The 18,419-nt window shown below is 55.2% G+C and carries 15 protein-coding genes; 7 read left to right on the top strand and 8 right to left on the bottom strand.

What is annotated here, in order from left to right:
• Positions 1–44 precede the first annotated feature (44 nt).
• Positions 45–1,955 carry an ABC transporter ATP-binding protein gene (locus L1D43_RS14240; RefSeq protein WP_239852604.1) on the bottom strand — a complete coding sequence of 637 codons (1,911 nt, stop codon included), beginning with the start codon at positions 1,953–1,955 and terminating at the stop codon, positions 45–47.
• Between the two features lie 174 nt (positions 1,956–2,129).
• On the opposite strand from L1D43_RS14240, the gene L1D43_RS14235 reads away from it, so the two are divergent.
• Positions 2,130–2,330 (top strand): YheV family putative zinc ribbon protein, encoded by a 201-nt coding sequence (locus L1D43_RS14235; RefSeq protein WP_160797167.1) that lies wholly within the window; start codon positions 2,130–2,132, stop codon positions 2,328–2,330.
• Positions 2,331–2,380: 50 nt separating this feature from the next.
• Here L1D43_RS14235 and L1D43_RS14230 read toward each other — a convergent pair whose 3' ends face one another.
• Positions 2,381–2,692, bottom strand: coding sequence for a hypothetical protein (locus L1D43_RS14230; RefSeq protein ID WP_239852602.1), 312 nt, complete (start codon positions 2,690–2,692; stop codon positions 2,381–2,383).
• Positions 2,693–2,941: 249 nt separating this feature from the next.
• On the opposite strand from L1D43_RS14230, the gene L1D43_RS14225 reads away from it, so the two are divergent.
• Both L1D43_RS14225 and dbpA read left to right on the top strand, forming a co-directional pair.
• A complete protein-coding gene (locus tag L1D43_RS14225; RefSeq protein WP_239852600.1) occupies positions 2,942–4,351 on the top strand; it encodes an MFS transporter in 1,410 nt (469 codons plus the stop codon).
• 251 nt (positions 4,352–4,602) lie between these two features.
• A complete protein-coding gene (gene dbpA / locus L1D43_RS14220) occupies positions 4,603–6,009 on the top strand; it encodes an ATP-dependent RNA helicase DbpA (RefSeq protein WP_239852599.1) in 1,407 nt (468 codons plus the stop codon).
• A gap of 801 nt (positions 6,010–6,810) precedes the next feature.
• Here the strand turns inward: dbpA and L1D43_RS14215 are convergent.
• Complete coding sequence (locus L1D43_RS14215; protein ID WP_239852598.1) at positions 6,811–7,632, bottom strand: NYN domain-containing protein; 822 nt, start codon at positions 7,630–7,632, stop codon at positions 6,811–6,813.
• An 889-nt stretch (positions 7,633–8,521) separates the two neighbouring features.
• Between L1D43_RS14215 and L1D43_RS14210 the strand changes: the two genes are divergently transcribed.
• From L1D43_RS14210 to L1D43_RS14200, 3 genes are all read left to right on the top strand, one after another.
• A complete protein-coding gene (locus tag L1D43_RS14210; RefSeq protein WP_239852596.1) occupies positions 8,522–9,550 on the top strand; it encodes a WYL domain-containing protein in 1,029 nt (342 codons plus the stop codon).
• Between the two features lie 32 nt (positions 9,551–9,582).
• A complete protein-coding gene (gene ftsZ, locus L1D43_RS14205; protein WP_239852589.1) occupies positions 9,583–10,749 on the top strand; it encodes a cell division protein FtsZ in 1,167 nt (388 codons plus the stop codon).
• Positions 10,750–10,843: 94 nt separating this feature from the next.
• Complete coding sequence (locus tag L1D43_RS14200) at positions 10,844–11,497, top strand: class I SAM-dependent methyltransferase (RefSeq protein WP_239852587.1); 654 nt, start codon at positions 10,844–10,846, stop codon at positions 11,495–11,497.
• Between the two features lie 24 nt (positions 11,498–11,521).
• Here the strand turns inward: L1D43_RS14200 and L1D43_RS14195 are convergent, their stop codons facing one another.
• Positions 11,522–11,941 carry a GFA family protein gene (locus tag L1D43_RS14195; RefSeq protein ID WP_239852585.1) on the bottom strand — a complete coding sequence of 140 codons (420 nt, stop codon included), beginning with the start codon at positions 11,939–11,941 and terminating at the stop codon, positions 11,522–11,524.
• Between the two features lie 209 nt (positions 11,942–12,150).
• Complete coding sequence (locus L1D43_RS14190; RefSeq protein ID WP_239852583.1) at positions 12,151–13,656, bottom strand: DEAD/DEAH box helicase; 1,506 nt, start codon at positions 13,654–13,656, stop codon at positions 12,151–12,153.
• Positions 13,657–13,928: 272 nt separating this feature from the next.
• Here L1D43_RS14190 and L1D43_RS14185 point away from each other — a divergent pair, with 272 nt between their 5' ends.
• Complete coding sequence (locus L1D43_RS14185; protein ID WP_239852582.1) at positions 13,929–14,264, top strand: DUF3622 domain-containing protein; 336 nt, start codon at positions 13,929–13,931, stop codon at positions 14,262–14,264.
• Between the two features lie 85 nt (positions 14,265–14,349).
• Here the strand turns inward: L1D43_RS14185 and nrfD are convergent, their stop codons facing one another.
• The 3 genes from nrfD to phsA are packed head-to-tail and all read right to left on the bottom strand — an operon-like array spanning position 14,350 to position 18,155.
• Positions 14,350–15,291, bottom strand: coding sequence for an NrfD/PsrC family molybdoenzyme membrane anchor subunit (gene nrfD, locus L1D43_RS14180; RefSeq protein ID WP_239852580.1), 942 nt, complete (start codon positions 15,289–15,291; stop codon positions 14,350–14,352).
• Positions 15,288–15,860, bottom strand: coding sequence for a 4Fe-4S dicluster domain-containing protein (locus L1D43_RS14175; protein ID WP_041508400.1), 573 nt, complete (start codon positions 15,858–15,860; stop codon positions 15,288–15,290). Before L1D43_RS14175 ends, nrfD begins: the two co-directional genes overlap by 4 nt.
• Before the next feature lie 12 nt (positions 15,861–15,872).
• Positions 15,873–18,155 (bottom strand): thiosulfate reductase PhsA, encoded by a 2,283-nt coding sequence (gene phsA, locus L1D43_RS14170; protein ID WP_239852578.1) that lies wholly within the window; start codon positions 18,153–18,155, stop codon positions 15,873–15,875.
• Between the last annotated feature and the right edge of the window lie 264 nt (positions 18,156–18,419).

Here is an 18,419-nt window from a genome sequence, read left to right as displayed (position 1 = left end):
GTATCCCTTAGGTAGTGGGCGAGCTAGAGGGTTAGCCAAGATAGTTAGCTCTGCAGCTTGGCCTCTTGCTCTATCGCCTCTATGTTCTCTTGCAACTCGAGCCACTCCATCTCGCTCTCTTCAAGCTGTTGGGTATGCTGGGTGCGCTCGGCCAGGATCTGGGTGAGTTTGGCCTTGTTGTCGGCCTCATACAGGCTGGTGTCGGCCAGCAGGTTTTCCAGCTCGGCCAGCTTGTCGCTGCAATCTTGTTGGATCTTCTCCAGTTTGGCCTGGGATTTTTTCAGCGGCGACAGCTTCTGTCTCAGCTCTGCCTCCAGCCGCTTCTGCAGCTTCTTGTCCTGGGCCGGTGTCGCATCATCCAGGGCAGCCGGTTTGTTGGCCTCCTTGGCGGCTTCCAGCAGCCACTGATGATAGTCGTCCAGATCGCCGTCGAAGCTCTTCACCTCGCCGCCATCTACCAGGTAGTAGTCGCTACAACTCAGGCGCAGCAGATGCCTGTCGTGGGAGACTATGATCATGGCACCCTCGAAGGATTGCAGCGCCATGGTCAGGGCATGACGCATCTCGAGATCCAGGTGGTTGGTGGGCTCATCGAGGAGCAGCAGGTTAGGGCGCTGCCATACCAGCAGTGCCAGCACCAGACGAGCCTTCTCGCCGCCGGAGAAGGGGCGCACCGGCGACAGGGCCATGTCGCCATTAAAGCCGTAGCCACCGAGGAAGTCTCTCAGCTCCTGCTCCCTGTGGTTTGGGGCGAGACGCGTCAGGTGTTGTAGCGGCGAATCATCCAGGCGCAGAAACTCCAGCTGATGCTGGGCGAAGTAGCCGATATTGAGACCAGGGTTTGGCTCATAAAGGCCGCTCATGGGTTTGAGCTGTTCGGCCAACAGCTTGATCAGGGTCGACTTACCCGCGCCGTTACGACCGAGCAGGCCGATGCGGGCACCGGGTACCAGGTTCAGATGGACATGGTTGAGGATCGCCTTGTCGCCATAGCCGACCGACACCTGCTCCATCTTCACCAGCGGGTTGGGCAGGGCCTCGGGGGCGCGAAACGCCATATGGAAGGGACTGTCTGCCTTGGAGGGCAGCAGCTCAGTCATTCTCTCTAACGCCTTGAGGCGGCTCTGGGCCTGCTTGGCCTTGCTGGCCTTGTAGCGGAAACGGTCGACGAAAGATTGCATGTGGGCGCGCTCTTTCTGCTGGCGCTCAAAGGCCACCTGTTGCTGAGCCATACGCTCGGCGCGGATCCGCTCGAATGCCGTGTAGTTGCCCTTGTAGTAGTTAAGCTTATGGTGCTCGACATGCACTATCTCGTCGACGATGGCGTCGATAAAGTCTCTGTCATGACTGATGAGGATCAGTGTGCCCTGGTAGGCCTTTATCCAGCCCTCCAGCCAGTACATGGTATCCAAGTCGAGGTGGTTGGTGGGTTCGTCCAGCAGCAGGAGTTCGGAGCGGCACAGCAGCGCCTGGGCCAGGTTGAGACGCATGCGCCATCCCCCCGAGAAGCTCTTCACCGGGTTTTGCTGCTCGGCCTCACTAAAGCCCAGTCCGGCCAACAGGCTGGCGGCGCGGGCACGGATGCTGTAGCCGCCGATGGCGTCTATCTTGCCGTGGAGCAGGGCGATCTGGTGGCCGTTGTCTTCCAGCTGCGCCTTGTGCAGCGCCGCTTCCAGCTCGCGGTATTCGCGGTCGCCGTCGATCACATATTCCAGCGCGCTCACCTCAAGTGCCGGGGTCTCCTGGGCGACGGTGGCGATCTGCCAGCCCGTGGGCACGCTGATCTCGCCCTTATCCAGGCTGAGGTGTCCCATGATCAACGCAAGCAGAGACGACTTGCCCGTGCCGTTGGCACCCACCAGGCCCACCTTGTGGCCGGGGTAGACAGTCAGAGAGGCTTCATCCAATAGGGTCTTGGAGCCGCGAATAAGTTGCGCTTGGGTAATGGTGATCATTGAGGTCGACTTGATGCATAGCTAAGGATTGATAGGCTTGGGATGATAGCCCAGTTGGGGGGCCGCTTGCCACTCTTTAGCCGGGACATTTTGAATCCGATAGGGTGTTTTGCCGCGCCTTGTGGCAAAATGTCCCCATCGACAGAGTTTTTATCCCAACAGGTTGAGTCAAGCGTGAGTAGAGTTAGAGTCAAGAAGCGTTTCGTTGCCGGTGCCAAGTGCCCCAAGTGTCATGCCCAGGACAGCATAGTGCTGTTTAAGGACCAGGGTGTCGAGACGGTGGAGTGCGTCGAGTGCGACTACCGTGAGCAGCAGGCCGAGGCCGAGGTGGCCAAGCAGGCCACCGGCGACGTAATAGGCGTGTTTAAACCCTAACGCTTTTAGGCGTGAAAAGCCTAGTCGCGAAAAACTTAGTCGCGAAAAACTTAGTCGTGAAAACCCTGCTGTAGAAACAGGTGGCGCGTCTGATTGAAACGCGACTCATCGGCGAGGATGAAGTCGATTGCCAGCTGGGCGTTTTCCTGCCTGAACTTCTCCGTCTTGGCTATTTCATATTCGTTCATCACGATATTCATCGCCTCCACAGTCCATTCACATTCCCCCTGGCCTATGCTGACCTCGTCGGGATCGTAATGGGTCACCATCCAGTCCTGTAACTCTTCGTTGCCTATCTTGGCCTGTTGCCAGGCTGTAAGTTGGTCGATGAGTTGTTGTTTGCTGATGTTGGCTTGGCTCATGGCGAGAATTCGGCTTGTCACTGTCTATTTGATATGGATGGCGCTAAGCATAACCCAAAGCCAGGCTGGCGCGAACATTTACGGCAGCCTAAGCCCCTGGGCGCTGATCGGATCTTTCGTTATTGGGTTGCTTTGGTTGCATTTTTGTCATCAATGGTTAAGGAAACTTGATCCCCGTCATCACACTAAGGTTGCGTCTGGGCGCGGCTCGGGGTAGTTTGAGGTGTTTTTTTGCCTGGAAGACTCAAAATGAATAACAATACTCAGTCCACAGCGGCGCCGCGCTTCCCCAGAATCTTCTGGATCGCCAACGGTGTCGAGCTGCTCGAACGAGCGGCATATTACGGGGTGTTCATCGTTATCACCCTCTATCTGTCACGTATCTTAGGCTTTAGCGATGTCGAAGCCGCCTGGTTGGCGGGTTCATTCTCTGCCGGCCTCTATTTCCTTCCCACCTTCAGCGGCGCACTTGCCGACAAGATAGGTTTTCGCGGCGCCCTGCTATTGGCATTCGGCCTGCTGACCATAGGCTATGCCTCGCTGGCGATATTCCCGGCGCTCATTGAATCTCAAGGGCTGGTGGAGTATGGCAAGGAGACCATCTATCACGGCCTGAAGGAGGCGGATATTCGCTGGGCTATCGTGCCTATCCTGGTCGTCATCATGATAGGTGGCTCATTTATCAAGGCGGTGATCACAGGCACAGTGGCGCTGTCGACCACCACAGAGACTCGCGCCAAGGGCTTCTCTATCTTCTACATGATGGTCAACATTGGCGCCTTCTCGGGTAAGACAGTGGTGAAGCCGCTGCGCGAATCCATGGGTGACCTGGGACTGATTAACCTCAACTACTTTGCCGCCACCATGACGCTGATCGCCTTCTTCAGCATCATGCTCTTCTTCAAGAGCACGGAGGAGAACCGTTCGGGCAAGAGCCTGGGCGAGATCTGGCAGGCGCTGCTCAAGGTGCTATCTAATGGCCGCCTGATCACCCTTATTTTGATCATCACAGGCTTCTGGATGGTGCAGCATCAGCTCTATGCCACAATGCCTAAGTATGTGCTGCGCATGGCCGGCGAGGGCTCATCGCCTTCATGGTACGCCAACGTTAACCCTCTGGTAGTTTTCCTCTGCGTCAGCTTTGTCACAGGTTTGATGGCCAAGCGCAGCGCGCTGACCTCTATGACGGTGGGCATGTTTATCATGCCGGTATCAGCACTGCTGATGGCGTCTGGCAACATGTTTGCCGGTACTGACACCATCTTAGGCATGCATCCTATCGCCGCCATGATGATCATAGGCATCGTATTCCAAGGCCTGGCCGAGTGCTTCATCTCGCCGCGTTTCTTAGAGTATTTCTCGCTGCAGGCACCTAAGGGCGAAGAGGGGCTTTACCTAGGCTTCTCGCACCTGCACTCTTTCATCAGCTCCCTGCTGGGCTTCGGTCTATCGGGCTATCTGCTAGAGGCTTACTGTCCGGATCCGCGCGTCTATAACGACCACGCCGCCTGGGTCGAGGCCTCGGCACATGCTCACTATATCTGGTATGTGTTTGCTGGTATCGCCAGCGTGTCGGCGGTATCGCTGATCATCTATGGTGCCGTGATCAAACGTATCGATGCCAAGGATGATACCGACGCCGAACTGGCTACCGCTTAACTGATAGGCTCAGGTTTGATTGGCTAGAGCTAATTAGCTAAAGCTTGGTTAAACCTTGAATGCCGTCGCGATCCCACGCGGCGGCTTTTATTTTATTCCCCCAGCTAATTGGCGCATTGCCGCCTTATTGCTGCTATAATCGCCGCCATATCCACGCACGCCCTTGAAGATTCATCGGCTGCTGCCATCACATAGCTTTATTTGTGCCTGATCTACTTAAGTTTTTCTCGGCACAGCATTAGGAAATTACCGTGAGTCAATCTGACGCTACTACGCCAAGCGGGGCTTTTAACAGTCTACCGCTTAAACCCGCTTTGCTCGATACCCTGAAATCTATCGGCTTTCACCAGATGACGCCTATTCAGGCCCAGAGTCTGCCAGCCATCCTCAATGGGCAGGACGTCATAGGTCAGGGCAAGACGGGTTCGGGCAAGACTGCCGCCTTCGGCCTTGGGCTGCTTAACAAGCTAAACGTGAAGCGTTTTCGCATCCAGTCCCTGGTACTTTGCCCGACCCGTGAGTTGGCTGATCAGGTGGCGGCGGAGCTGCGCACCCTGGCTCGTGGTATCCACAACATCAAGATCCTCACCCTGTGCGGTGGCGTGCCCATGGGGCCCCAGATAGGCTCGCTGGAACACGGCGCCCACATTATCGTCGGCACGCCGGGGCGCATCATAGATCACCTCGAACGTGGCCGCTTGGATCTCGACAACGTCGATACGCTGGTGCTGGATGAGGCCGATCGCATGTTAGAGATGGGCTTTCAACGTGAGCTGGACGCCATCATGCAAGAGGTGCCCCGCGAGCGTCAGACCCTGCTGTTTAGTGCCACCTTCCCCGATCAGATCCAGAGCCTCAGCGAGCAGTTTATGATCGACCCTCTGATGGTGAAGGTCGAGGCTCACCACGACGGCGACAGTATCGAGCAACATTTCTATGAGTGCGGCAATAACAATGATCGCATGAAGGCGCTGCAGCTTCTGCTGCTTAAACATCAGCCCGAGAGCGCCGTGGTTTTCTGTAACACCAAGCGTGAGACCAAGGACGTGGCGGCCAAGCTGACCAACGCAGGTTTTAGTGTCGTGGCCCTGCATGGGGATCTGGAGCAGCGAGATCGCGACCAGATGCTGCTTAAGTTTGCCAACAAGAGTGCCAGCGTCATGGTGGCCACAGACGTGGCCGCCCGCGGCCTGGATATCGACGCCCTGGACATGGTGGTCAACTACCATATGGCCTATGACACAGAGGTGCACATTCACCGTATCGGTCGTACCGGACGTGCCGGTAGCAAGGGCGCGGCCTATAGCCTGTTTAACCATGAAGATGGTTACAAGCTCACCATGCTGGCGGATCTGCTTGGCCGCGAGATCGATGGCGAGGCGTTGCCAGGCGAAGGCCTGCTCGACACCCTGCCGCCTCAGCCTAAGATGGTGACCATACAGATAGATGGTGGCAAGAAGCAGAAGATTCGCCCCGGGGATATCCTCGGCTGTCTCACCGGCGAGAACGGTATCGAGGGCAGTGAGGTGGGTAAGATTAAGATCACCGAGTTTCGCTCATATGTAGCGGTAGATCGCAAGGTGCTACGCAAGGCCCTTAACAAGATTGTGAAAGGCAAGCTTAAGGGAAAGAGTTATCGGGCGTGGGAGTTAAGGTAAGGGTTCACGCTAGCATAGCGTGGTAATTGGAAAAGGAGCTGACTGACGTTAGCTCCTTTTTTGTTGTCTGGTGTTTGGTGGGAGGGATTGGTTGAGTTTGTTTGAGTAGCTTTTGGCTGCATGTTTATTTGTTGAGTGAGATTGAAGGTCGGCCCTTCATGGCAATCTAACGCCTGCCCGGCGGGTGCTGTACATGGAAGTACCAATGTCGTGATCACAAGGATGTGAAGGAGCGACGTATGTGCAGATACGCCTGTGAGACGCCGTGAATAAGTCCCTTTAGGCTCTGCCGAAACATCCCTGTTTCGGAAGCTCACTGGCGTATCTACACTCGGTATCTAACGTCTCTTCGATTTGGCCGTGTTTGGTGTGAAGAGGGAAGATGAAAGCTAACTTGGTTTTGCCCCAAAATGAGTTAACACTTTGTCGGTGGAGCAGTACCTAACGGACTTTCTGGCCTGGCAATTTGTCATCGCTACACCTGCGTGATCTAATTCACTACTCCCCAACCTAAAAAACTGGATAACTATACAGTCATATTCAAATCACAAGGATTTTGAACGACTTTTATCCTGTATTTGTGCGCGTTTTCTCATTTCGGTATAAATAAATGGCTTTAAAATTAACTACTTATAACACTCGTTAAGTAGATAATAGGTTTGGAAAACGCGCATGCGCGTTTTTCCAGATGGTATATTTGGCAAAATGCTGATAAGTTCATTACATACAGATAGTTAGCTATGCGCGTATTCACTGGTCCAACGAGGTAAACGCGCATGCGCACTAATAAGCTGTTAGCCATCATTGCCCGCGATTTTGAGTATTTGAACGGCGTCTTCGTCCTGATGGCTTTGCCTTTTTAGGGTTGCTCCCAGTATTCCACCACGAAGGTTTGACGTCAGGCTCTTTTCCTAGAATTCCCTTCATAATTGAAACCAAGTCAAACGAAATTAATCCATCAATATGTTCATGTAGACTTGGATCGATATTGTTTCGTAGTGCATCTAAAACAAAGTCTAAGCCATTTATTCGTGCTAGCTTCGCAGCTGGAACAAAGTCGCTATCACCAGCGATAAGAATTATTTTGTCTACTTTGTTCCCTAGTGAGAGGGTGGCTACATCTACACCCAATTTAATGTCTACACCTTTTTGACGAAGGTTATAGTAAAAATCATCATTTGAAAGTTCAGAAAACTGCCGTTCACCTTTCAGCAAATCGTTTAAAGCCCTATCCGTTAATTTCCACTGCTTATCGTGCTTGATTGTTCCAAGCCGTAAAGCAAATTTTCTTTGCTTTTTTAATTCGTCAAAAATCTTATTCCTGTGAAGGGTTTTGTCTTCTTTAGAAAAGTCGATTACGCGTTTATTGGTTTCGCCGGGTAAGGCCAATGGATAATGAGCTTTGATATCGATTGGAGGGGAATCGTAGTAAAACACTCGGTATAGGTGTTGATATGTGTCTTGCCCGCCATTGTTAATATGTCGCTTGACACATTCGCTCAATATTTGAACAGTTTGTTCTGGGGATAGGTCGGGCTGAGGCCCATAATACTTTCTTTTGAAGAATTGCAGTCTTTTTAAAAAGAACGACCCATCAACTAAAACGGCTACTTTAAGATCCATTTAATAGCTAACTCCTTGAATTTTAGGCAAAAAAAACCCGCGGGTTAGGCAAAGCTGTTAACGAATGAGCTAAGCGTGGCCGCGGGTGCTATGTGGACATTCTAGTTTAGTTACCTGTATTGTCAAGAAAAAATGGCTAACAAGCGTATGTTGCCGGTCTGGTTTTCCGCTGCGCTCCAAACCAGCCGCAAATACGGGCGTTACTGAACAAATATTCTAATGCGTTTCTGTCCCAAAATATTTTAGCTTGTGCTAGTCACACAATTAACGCTCGATCGAAGAGACGATAAATATCGGTATAACACGTTTTTGGCCTTCGAAATCATGGATGATTTCGCAGAGCCCACAGGGAAGTGCTAGTGGCGTGCCAAAAACGTGTTTGCACATGAGCCCACCGCAGGTGATAAGTACACCATGAAGCCATGGTTTGAAGCAGCCCTTCAAATGACGAAGTCCGTTGAAATTTACCAATCGAAAACAGCTAAAGACCTACCATCTGTAACGTCAAATCGAAAAGACGGCCACAAAAGGTTGTTTACTCACCCATGTGATCACGACATAGCTGCATCCATGCACTGCACCTGCGGCAGGCAATTGATACACCATGAAGCCATGGTTTGAAATCCTCATTTCAAATGTCAAAGTCCGTTAAATTCTCCCAATCGAAAATAGCTAAAAACCAACTGCTATCAGTAACCTAAGATCAAAGACACGATAGGTAAAGGTGTTGGCACATAAGAGCGTTCCTTTACATCTGGCCTATAGGGACATGGGAAAGATCAACATTAGTCCCTCGCTCTGACATTTATGGAGTAAAGCGAATCGCTGCGACAGATTTTGTCGCAGGTGAGTAGTATGCTGTTGATATTGCTCATCAAGGGAACTCTGAATGCAAACCAATATCCAGCGCCAGCTTAAGATGCTCGAGCTTATTCCCAGGCATCCGAGAAAGATCACGGCCAATAGAATCACCGAACGACTCAGCGACTTAGGTTTCGATGTGGGGCTGCGTACCGTGCAGCGCGAGCTCAAGGCCATGTATGAGATGGGGCTGTTCGGCCTGGAGATGGATGACAGATGCAAGCCCTTCGGCTGGTCGGTCGCCGCCTGTTGGCAGGGGATGAACCTTACCCTGATGGATCGTCATGTGGCGCTGGCGTTTTTCACCTTGAAACACAACGCCCGCCAGCTATTGCCACCCGGTAGCCTCAAGCAGTTGGCGCCCTATTTCGAGCGTGCCGATCAGGTGCTGGGCAGTGACTCGGACAGGTCCTGGCTCTACTGGGCCTGCCGCGTGGCTCAGCTGCCCGAGCCCTTGCCCCTGATGCATATCGAACAAGACCCAGAGGTGTTGGAGATAGTGCAGGAGGCCCTGCTGCAGAAGCGCCAGATCGCATGCCAGCTCAAGCGTTTTATCAAGGATAAGGTGCACTGGGTGGACTATTCACCGATAAATTTGCAGGGGATAAAGATCACCGATGGTGTAGCCTTGCTGGTGTTCACCATAGGCAGCTTTCACACCAAGCTCTACGCCAGACCCATAGATTCTGTCCGCCACGTGCGCCTGCTCGATTCCCCAGTGGTGACCCGGGAGAACTTCGCTGAGGCCTTGCATGATGGGGTGCGTCATCCTGAAATGATCGACATAGAGCTGCTGTTCTCCCCCTCGGCCAACTTTATTCTCAGGCAAGCCAAACTTGCGGCCGATCAGCGGGTTGAGCGTCTGAGTGATGGCCGCTATTTGGTACAGGCTAGGGTGAAGGATACCCCTAGGCTTAAGGCCTTCCTGTGGGAGATGGCCGATAGCGTCGAGGTGGTGGGACCGCCTAAGCTTAGGGCCCATTTTTCCCGCCTAAGTAGCAAACTGAGTCAACAATATCAAACTGTTGCGACGGGGCTTGTCGCAGCCACGGGGTAAGCTAGGTCGAGTCATCAAGTGGAGGCTTTACCATGTTCGATCTCATTCCCCAAGGCGGTTATCTTCCTAAGCTCTTGGTTGTCGGTGTTGGCGGCTGTGGCTGCAACACCATCAACCAACTCAGTCAGGCCGAGCTAAATGATTCGGTTCAGCTGGTGGCGGTCAATACCGATGCCCAGTCCCTTGCTAGCGCCCAGTGCACCAGTCGCCTACAGATAGGCGAACAGAGCACTCGCGGCCTGGGGGCTGGCGCCAACCCAGAGAAAGGACTGGCCGCCGCGAAAGAGTCGGAGCAGGCGATCGGCGAGCTAGTAAAGGATGCCGATCTGGTATTCATCACGGGTGGCATGGGGGGCGGTACAGGCACAGGAGCCACGCCGTTTATCGCATCCTTGGTAAAGCAGTTGGGTAAGCCACTGGTGGCCGTGGTCACCACCCCCTTTGCCTTCGAAGGCGAGCAGCGTAACCGCGTTGCCCTGCAAGGGGTCGAGAAACTGTCGGAGCAGGCTAATAGCCTGATTGTGCTACCCAATGACAAGCTGGTCGCCATGCTGGATGAGAAGATAACCCTGGTAAATGCCTTTAATCAGAGTAACCGGGTTCTGCAGGATGTATTGCAGGGGCTGACGGTGACCATCAGCCAGTCAGGGCTTATCAATATCGATCTCAATGATTTCGTTACCGTGATCAGCCATCAGGGGCGCGCGGCCATGGGCGTTGCCAGGCAGCTGGGCAGGGAGAGCTTAGCCGATACCGTGGCCCAGGCCCTCAACAATCCGCTGCTGGAGGAGATGGAGCTATCCAAGGCTAAGGGGGCCATCGTCAGCGTGGTGGCAACCGAAGCGGTCGAGCTTAATCAATATCATGCCATAGGCGACTTGGTGCATCAGCATCTCGGCAGCCAGGCCCAGGTGATCATAGGGCTCTCGATAGTGCCCGAGCTGGAATGTGAGTTAGAGATCATGGTGATCGCCACAGGTATGCCGGGAGCCAGCGAGGTGTCGCAGCCTAATGAGCGTTTTAACAACGCCGAGCTGCTTAATATCACAGACTTCCTCAAGGAGCGGGGTGAGCCTCTGGTGCAGGAAGAGGCGAGTCATGAGATAAGCCCCGAGGTGTACGACATCCCCAGCTGTATTCGCCCTACCGGGCTTAGAAAACGTATGAAGCTGGATGTGACTGGCAGCCGCCAGGGTTAACCTTAGTAAGGTAATTTTGCGTAAGGTAATTTTGCCTTGCCGGGCGTTTTAGTATAGATTCCGCCCTCGTTAATCTATTGGTATGTAAGAAAAAATGAATAAAGATGCCGTTGTCGCGGGTCAGGCGATCTACTCCAAGAGTGTGCTCGCCATCTATGATCTCTGGGTGCTGGGATTTTCCAATCACTATCTGTGGAAGTGTCCTACAAAGCTGATCGCCGAGCAGTTTGCCGCCTTGACCTCGGCCAATCACCTGGATGTCGGTGTCGGCACAGGCTACTACCTCAAGCATCATCTGCCGGAGCATACCCGGCGCATCGCCTTGATGGATCTTAATGAGAACAGCCTGGCATCGGCCTCGGCCGTGGTGCGTCATCTCTCCCCTGAGATTTATTGCCGCAACGTCCTGGAGCCACTCGAGCTGACATGTGATGGCTTCGATTCGGTCAGCGTGAACTATCTGCTGCACTGCCTGCCGGGCACCATGACAGAGAAATGCGAGCTCTTCTCTCATCTCGAATCTGTGATGAAGCCGGGCGCCGTGCTGTTTGGCAGCACAATTCTAGGCACAGGCATCACGCCCAATGCCTTCGCGGCCAGGCTGATGGCTGTCTACAACAAGAAGGGGATCTTCTGTAATCAGGCTGACGATATCGATTCCCTGACCCAGGAGTTAAGCGCCAGATTCGATCGGGTCAGTATCAAGCAGGTGGGCTGCGTCGCCCTGTTTAGCGCCGTGAAGCGCTAGAGGTCGTTTCTTTCTAAACCCGCCTCAGCCTTCACTGCGGCTCTGACGGTATTTTGGTAGGTCGTCGTCAATCTTGAGCCAGTTGGGTTGATTGTCCGTGTAGATGTGATATCTGGGGGCGACGGCGTTGGCGTCGTCCAGGCTGGCGATGCTCAGGGTGTAGTAATCTGGGTAGTCGGTACTGCGGTAGCTGATGCTGGTGCCGCACTGCTGGCAAAAGCCGCGGCGTATGGTGTCTGAGGAGGCGTATTCCTTGGGCGCCCCCTGTAACCAAGTGACCTGGTCGGCCTTAAAATCCATCCAGCAGGCGGCCATAGCGCCGGTACTCTTTTGGCATTGGCGGCAGTGGCAGTAATCGCTGTCAAAAGGCGCGGCCGACACCTTGTAGCGCAGTGCGCCGCACAGGCAACCGCCTTGTAAATACTGATCGTTCTGTGTCGTCATGCCGGGCTCCTTGTTCGCTAAAGGCTCCTTGTTCGCTAAAGGCTCCTTGTTCGCTATAGGCCCCTTGCTGTTTAAGGGCTACTGTCGGTAAATCGTCCCGATAAGTCAATGCCGTGGTCATCCTATCGCAACTAAATGCTTAAGTGGGGATATGAAAAAGCCTGTCGGATGACAGGCTTTTAGGCGTTCGTTGTTAAGTGCTCGCTCGATTAATTAGCGGCTGGCTTAGGCGAGCCCTGGCTCGGTCTGCGGCGTCTGCGGCGGCGTGCTGGGGCGTTACCGTCTCTGTGCTCCTGCTTGCCTTGGTTTTGCGCTTGTTGCCCTTCGCTAGTAGGCTTGCTCGTACCAGTACCAGTACCAGTACCAGTACCTGCGCCTGTTCGGCGACGGCCCTGACCCTCTTTGTTGCCCTGAGCTTGCTCGCCGCGGCGAGGCTGGTCTGCCTTGTCTGCCCCTTGGCCGTTGGTTGAGCGATTGCTGCTGCGTTGGCCATTGCGTTGGCTGTTGCTTTTAGGCTTAGGGTTACGCGGTCCCTTGTGCTGGCCGTGGCGCTTTGGCGTCAGATCTGTCTCGGGTAGCGTGTGGCTCGGCTCTAGGCCCTCTACCAGGGTGCGCGGTAGGTTCTTGCCGATCAGGCGCTCGATATCGGCCAGCAGCTTGGCTTCTTCGTCGCTCACCAGGGAGATCGCCTTACCGTCGGCACCTGCGCGGCCGGTGCGGCCGATTCTGTGCACATAATCTTCGGGCACGTTTGGCAGGTCGAAGTTGACGACTTGAGGCAGCTGGTCGATATCCAGGCCTCGGGCGGCGATGTCGGTTGCCACCAATACGCGGATCTCGCCCGACTTGAAGTTGGCCAGCGCCTTGGTGCGGGCCCCCTGACTCTTGTTGCCGTGGATGGCCGCGGCGGTGATCCCCTTGGCGTCCAGGGCCTTGGCCAGACGGTTGGCACCGTGTTTGGTACGGCTAAATACCAGTACCTGTTGCCAGTCACCTTGCTGGATGAGTTTTACCAGCGCCGCCGACTTCTTACTCTTGTCTACCGGGCAGATCAGCTGGGCGACTGTGTTGGCCGTGCTGTTGCGCGGAGTGACCGAGACCTCTACCGGGTTGTGTACCAGCCCCTTGGCCAGGGTACGGATCTCATCGGAGAAGGTGGCGGAGAACATTAGGTTCTGCCGCTTGGGCGGTAAGATGGCGAGGATCTTCTTGATGTCGTGAATAAAGCCCATGTCCAGCATGCGATCGGCCTCATCCAGTACCAGGATCTCCAGCTGGCTGAAGCTGAGTGCCTGTTGCTGATAGAGATCCAGCAATCGCCCCGGGGTCGCTACCAGAATATCGACACCGCGCTGAAGACGGCTGATCTGCGGCCCTATGCCGACACCACCGAATACCACAGCGCTGCGCAGCGGCAGGTGCTTACCATAGGTGGTGACACTCTCGGCGACCTGAGCGGCCAGCTCACGGGTTGGGGTCAGCACCAGGGCGCGTACCTGCTTGTTGCGGGCGCGAGGGCCCTGACTGAGCAGCTCCAGCAGCGGCAGGGTGAAGCCCGCCGTCTTGCCTGTCCCGGTTTGCGCCGCCGCCATCACGTCTTTGCCAGACAATACCGCAGGGATAGCCTGAGCCTGAATGGGCGAAGGGGTCTGATAACCTTTGTCTGTGACGGCCGTTAAAATGGGGGCGGATAAACCTAGGGAGGAAAAACTCATAGAGGGATCTCTTGGGCGACGATGGCGCATAATTGGGTGCCAGCGGGCTGGCGGGCGTGCAGCTTACATTAAGCGATAGCAAAGTGCTATCGAATTCGCCAGTTATGCTTAGCTGAAAGGGGCAACTTTTTCGCAAATTGTGCGCGCTAATGATTGAGTTTTATCCAGAGGAGACTACAATAGCCGCCTTTCTGACGACAGTGGTATATTGGACCGCTGTTTCCCTCAATGAGCGGCAAGTTTGCACTCGAAGATCGAATTAGGAAATTAACATGGCACAAAACAAGAAATACGGTCTTCGCGTGAGCGAAGCCGAAGGCAGCTGGACTGCCGAAGTCACCCGTCGCATGACGGCGCGTAAGATAGGCGTTACCAAGGCGAAATCCGGTTTTGCCAGCGAAGCCGAGGCGACTGCCTGGGGCGAAGAGACCCTTAAAGGCATAGTCGACAACCTGATGGTGCGTAACGAACGCCGCGCCAAGCAACGCACCGAGCGCAACGAGGCCGCTGCTGCCAAAGAAGCCGCCGCCGAGAAATGGCGCGCCGAGCGTGACGCCGCAGGCGACAGCGATTTCGATGACGACTACTTCGACGAAGACGACGAGTAACGGGACGAAGACGACGAGTCATCGTGAATTCATCTGATAAAAAAGCCCAGCATCTGCTGGGCTTTTTGCGTTAGGTGGGGAGGGATTAGCTGATGTAGCTCTGACCCGCGTAGATCACAAAGTGTCTCAGGGCCAACACCCCGGTGAGGCTACAGCAGGCCACGGCGATCATCACGCCCCTGCTGTGACGTGTCTGTGACGGCATCAGCATGGTGAGCAGTGGGATGGCAAAGCCGATACCGACCACACCGACCCAGAATACGCTGGCCCAGACACCGGTTGTGAGTGACGCCAGCGCCGCCGCGGCCGCTCCACCCTTGAAGTAAAGCGCGCAGAACAGCATGAAGAGGAACATCAGCTCGCTCAGCATCACCGGCAGCTCCAGGCCATGCATCTTGCTCAGGTTGGCGTCATGGGGATGGGTGTTAAACATCAGTAGCGCGCCGATGGCGTTAGCCGCCGCCCCGGCTGACAGGCCAGACACCAGGAAGAGCGCAGGCAGTACCGCCGTGTTCAGCATTGGGTAGGCGTTCATCGCCGAGATGAGGAAGCCGGTGTAAGCGCCCACACCAATGGCCAATACAAACAGCACGACCTCGATCGCCTTTCTCATCGGCATCAGGGCATCGGCCAATGGTACCAGGAAGCCCAGCTGCCACTGACTCAGCTCGTCTCTCAGCACTATCAGGGAGTAGGCGATGCCGATAGGCGAGTAGAGCAGCAGCGCCAGCACACCGATGGACATGACAGAGCTGAAGTTGTAGATGACCAGGATCAGCCAGAAATCAAACGGCTTGGTCAAGTCAAACACCAGACAGGCCAGGCCTATGATGATCGCCAGCGGACTGATGATGGCCGCCGACTTGAGAATGGCGCTCTCTAGCGCCTTCTCCTTGCTGTACCAGCGCAGTCCTATGCCGATAAGAATCGAGCCTGCCGAGAGGCCGGCCATAAACAGGTAGACTGCGATTACCCAGTTCCAGGTGACTGGATCATATTGCGCCATATCGCCCCAGGTATTGTTCATGACTGTATCCCCCCGCGTTTAGTTGGAATGCGATAGACCCTGGGCTTAGTCCCCAGGTGGGTCTTCTCCTGATAGGTCGCTTTGGTGTTGATGAGTTTGGCCACCTCGCTGCTCGGATCGTTGGCATCGCCAAAGGTCAGCGCATCGGTTGGGCACACAGTGACACAGGCGGGCAGTTCGCCCCGCGCCAGACGGGTGTCCTTACAGAAGTTACACTTGTCGGCCGCCTTGGTTTCCGGGTTGATGAAACGCACCTTGTAGGGGCAGGCTGCCACACAGTACATACAGCCGACGCACTTATCTTCCTTGATGGAGACCAAGCCGTCCTCGCCCACATAGGCAGCGCCTGTGGGGCACACGGTAACGCAGGGCGCGTTCTCACACTGCTGACAGGAGACACGGTTATATTTAAAGTGCAGGTGCGGGGCATCGCCGAACGGGCCTTCGACCCGCACTTGCAGACGGGTAACTCCCTCGGGAGTACCGTTTTCGCTGCGACAGGCGACGCTACAGGCCTGACAGCCGATGCAGCGATTCTCGTCGTGCACCATTACATATCTTTTACTCATACTGGACTCCTATTAGATCTTCGCTAGCGTGATGCCAGTAGTGTGGATATTCATGCCGCAGACGGGTGCGGTCGCGTTGGGCAGCAGGTTGCCGCAGTGAACGCCCTTGCCGGTCGCTCTGGCGAGTTCTTTGTTTTTCGAGCCAAAGCCCATGTAGGCGAACACCGTATCCTGGCGAATACCTGGGGTGACCAGTGCGGTACCCTCTTCGCTGCCGACGCTGCTGGTGAGGCGGATCTTATCGCCGCTGGAAATGCCTAAGCGTCCTGCGGTAACTGGGTGGATCCACACGCCGTTATCAGACATCAGGTTGGCCAGCATAGGCACGTTGTGGGTGGCACCATTGGTGTGCACCGCGACCTTGCCCTGGATAAAGTAGAGCTCGTTGTCCTGTTTGAGTTTGACCTCGCGGTACTTGATCACCCCGCGACCGGCGGCCATCTTCTCGACCTTGTCCGAGCTAAGCTCAATCTTGCCGCTTGGGGTCTTGAAGCTCATGGCGCTGGCGTAGGTGCCATCTTCGTCGGTGGGCTTGGCGTTAGGGTATTGTTTGACGAACGCCGCCACCATGGCAGGTTCGCGCAGCATCAGTGGCTTGCCGTAGCTGACATAGCCCTTCTGCTTGATCTCGTCATAGCGCGCCATGTCGCGATCCAGCTGCAGAAGTTGCAGGCTTTCCATGTTCTCCCATGGGAAGTATTGCTCCAGGCCCATCTCGTGGCCCAGCTCCTTGAAGATCTGCCAGCTTGGCTTGGTGTCGCCTATGGTCTCCACCACACGTTGGCGGACATAGTAGGCCGGGCTCTTACCCGACTTGTCGGCGATCTCTTCGTCCCGCTCCAGGTAGGTGGACTCAGGCAGTATGATGTCGGCGTAGGCGGCGGTTTCGCTGATGTAGACGTCGCAGCTGACCACAAAGTCCAGTTTCTTCAGGGTCTCGACCACCTTGGCTCTGTCGGTCATGGTCTGCATCGGGTTGGTGCGGCTCATCACCCAGGCGCGCAGCTGGTAAGGCTTGGCTTCTAGGGTGGCATCGAGAATGGTTTGATAGATACCGCCGGATGACCACATCATGGCGTACTGCTCGTCTACCTGGTCGATACGTTTGGCCTGGGGCTTAGGCATGCCTTCGACGCCTGGCTTACCCAGGCCTGGGGCGACCTTGTCACCGGCAAACTTGTTGTAGGTCTTGGCCTTCTTACCCAGGTAGAGGCCGCCCTTGCGCTCTATGTTGCCGATCAATACGTTGGCGGCAAACAGGGCGCGGCGCATCTCGAACTCTTCCGGGGTGAAGGTGGCACGGTGACCGAAATCCACCACGGCATGGGGCGCCTTGGCGGCAAATTCATGGGCGATGCGGCGGATATCCTTGGCGGGGACGTCGCTGATCCCCTCCGCCCACTCAGGGGTATAGGCTTTGACCTCCTTGGCGAAGGATTCGAAGCCCTCTACGTGACGCTCGATGAAGGCCTGATCGTAGAGGTTGTCGTAGATCAGTACGTGACACAGGGCCAGGGCGACGGTGACATCCGTGCCCGGACGTATGGCAAACCACTCGTCGGCCTTGTCGGCGACAACCGAGAAGCGAGGCTCGAACACCACCAACTTGGCACCCTTGCTCATCTGCGCCTTCATCAGGCCGCGGGTCTCGGACATGTTGATCCCTTCATAGAGATTGTGACCGAAATTGATGATGTATTTGGAGTTGCCTAAGTCGCGCTTCACCTTAGTGCCAAACATCGCCTTGGCGGCGATCACATAGCCGCCGGGGCAGGTGGAGGCGTGGGTGAAGGTGTTGGGCGAGCCGAAGGCCTTACCCAGATGGAACAGGTGTCCCGACAGAGAGCCGGACTTGGAGGAGAAGGCCACGGCCTCGGGGCCATGTTGTTGCTTGATGTCGTTGAGCTTGTTGGCGATGGTCTTGTAGGCCTCTTGCCAGCTGATCTCTTCCCACTTGCCTTCGCCGCGCTCGCCCACCCGGCGTAGCGGTTTCACGATACGCTGTGGATCGTACAGCAGGCTGTGGCCGGCACCGCCGCGGGCGCATACCTTGCCGCCGAAGGACTTGGCGGCGCTGTTGCCCTGGATAAACACATTCTTGCCATCGATCACTCGCGCCGAGATGGGGCAACGTGTCGAGCACATCTCACATATGCTGGCGACTTCCTTGCCCACTCCCTGCAGGGGCTTCTGCTCCAGCGCTGCCAGCGAGCCGGGCAATAATGTTGCCAGTGCACAGCTTGCTCCCCCTGCACCGGCTCCCTTAATAAACGTTCGTCTATCAAGCTCTATCATGGTTTCCTCCTTCATCTGCAAGGGCAGATGAAATCACACACTGTTATTGGTTTTTGTTCCCTCCCGCAGGAGGTCTGAGTCCATTGTTATCCCCTATAAAAATCAGGGGTATTGTGGTAAACCACATAGGCGGGGCGCGCGTGATCTGGCGCAGTTTTTTTGGTCTGAGATGTGAAAAAAATGTGACCTCGATTCACAGGGGATCGTGAAGGATTTTAGGGGCTAAGGCTTTAGGTTTAGGCCTAGTGGGATGGAGCTGACCCG

Origin of the sequence: Shewanella sp. Isolate8 (assembly GCF_022398495.1) — a bacterium.
GTDB classification, from domain to species: Bacteria; Pseudomonadota; Gammaproteobacteria; order Enterobacterales; family Shewanellaceae; genus Shewanella; species Shewanella aquimarina.
This window is presented reverse-complemented; position numbering and strand designations above follow the sequence as displayed.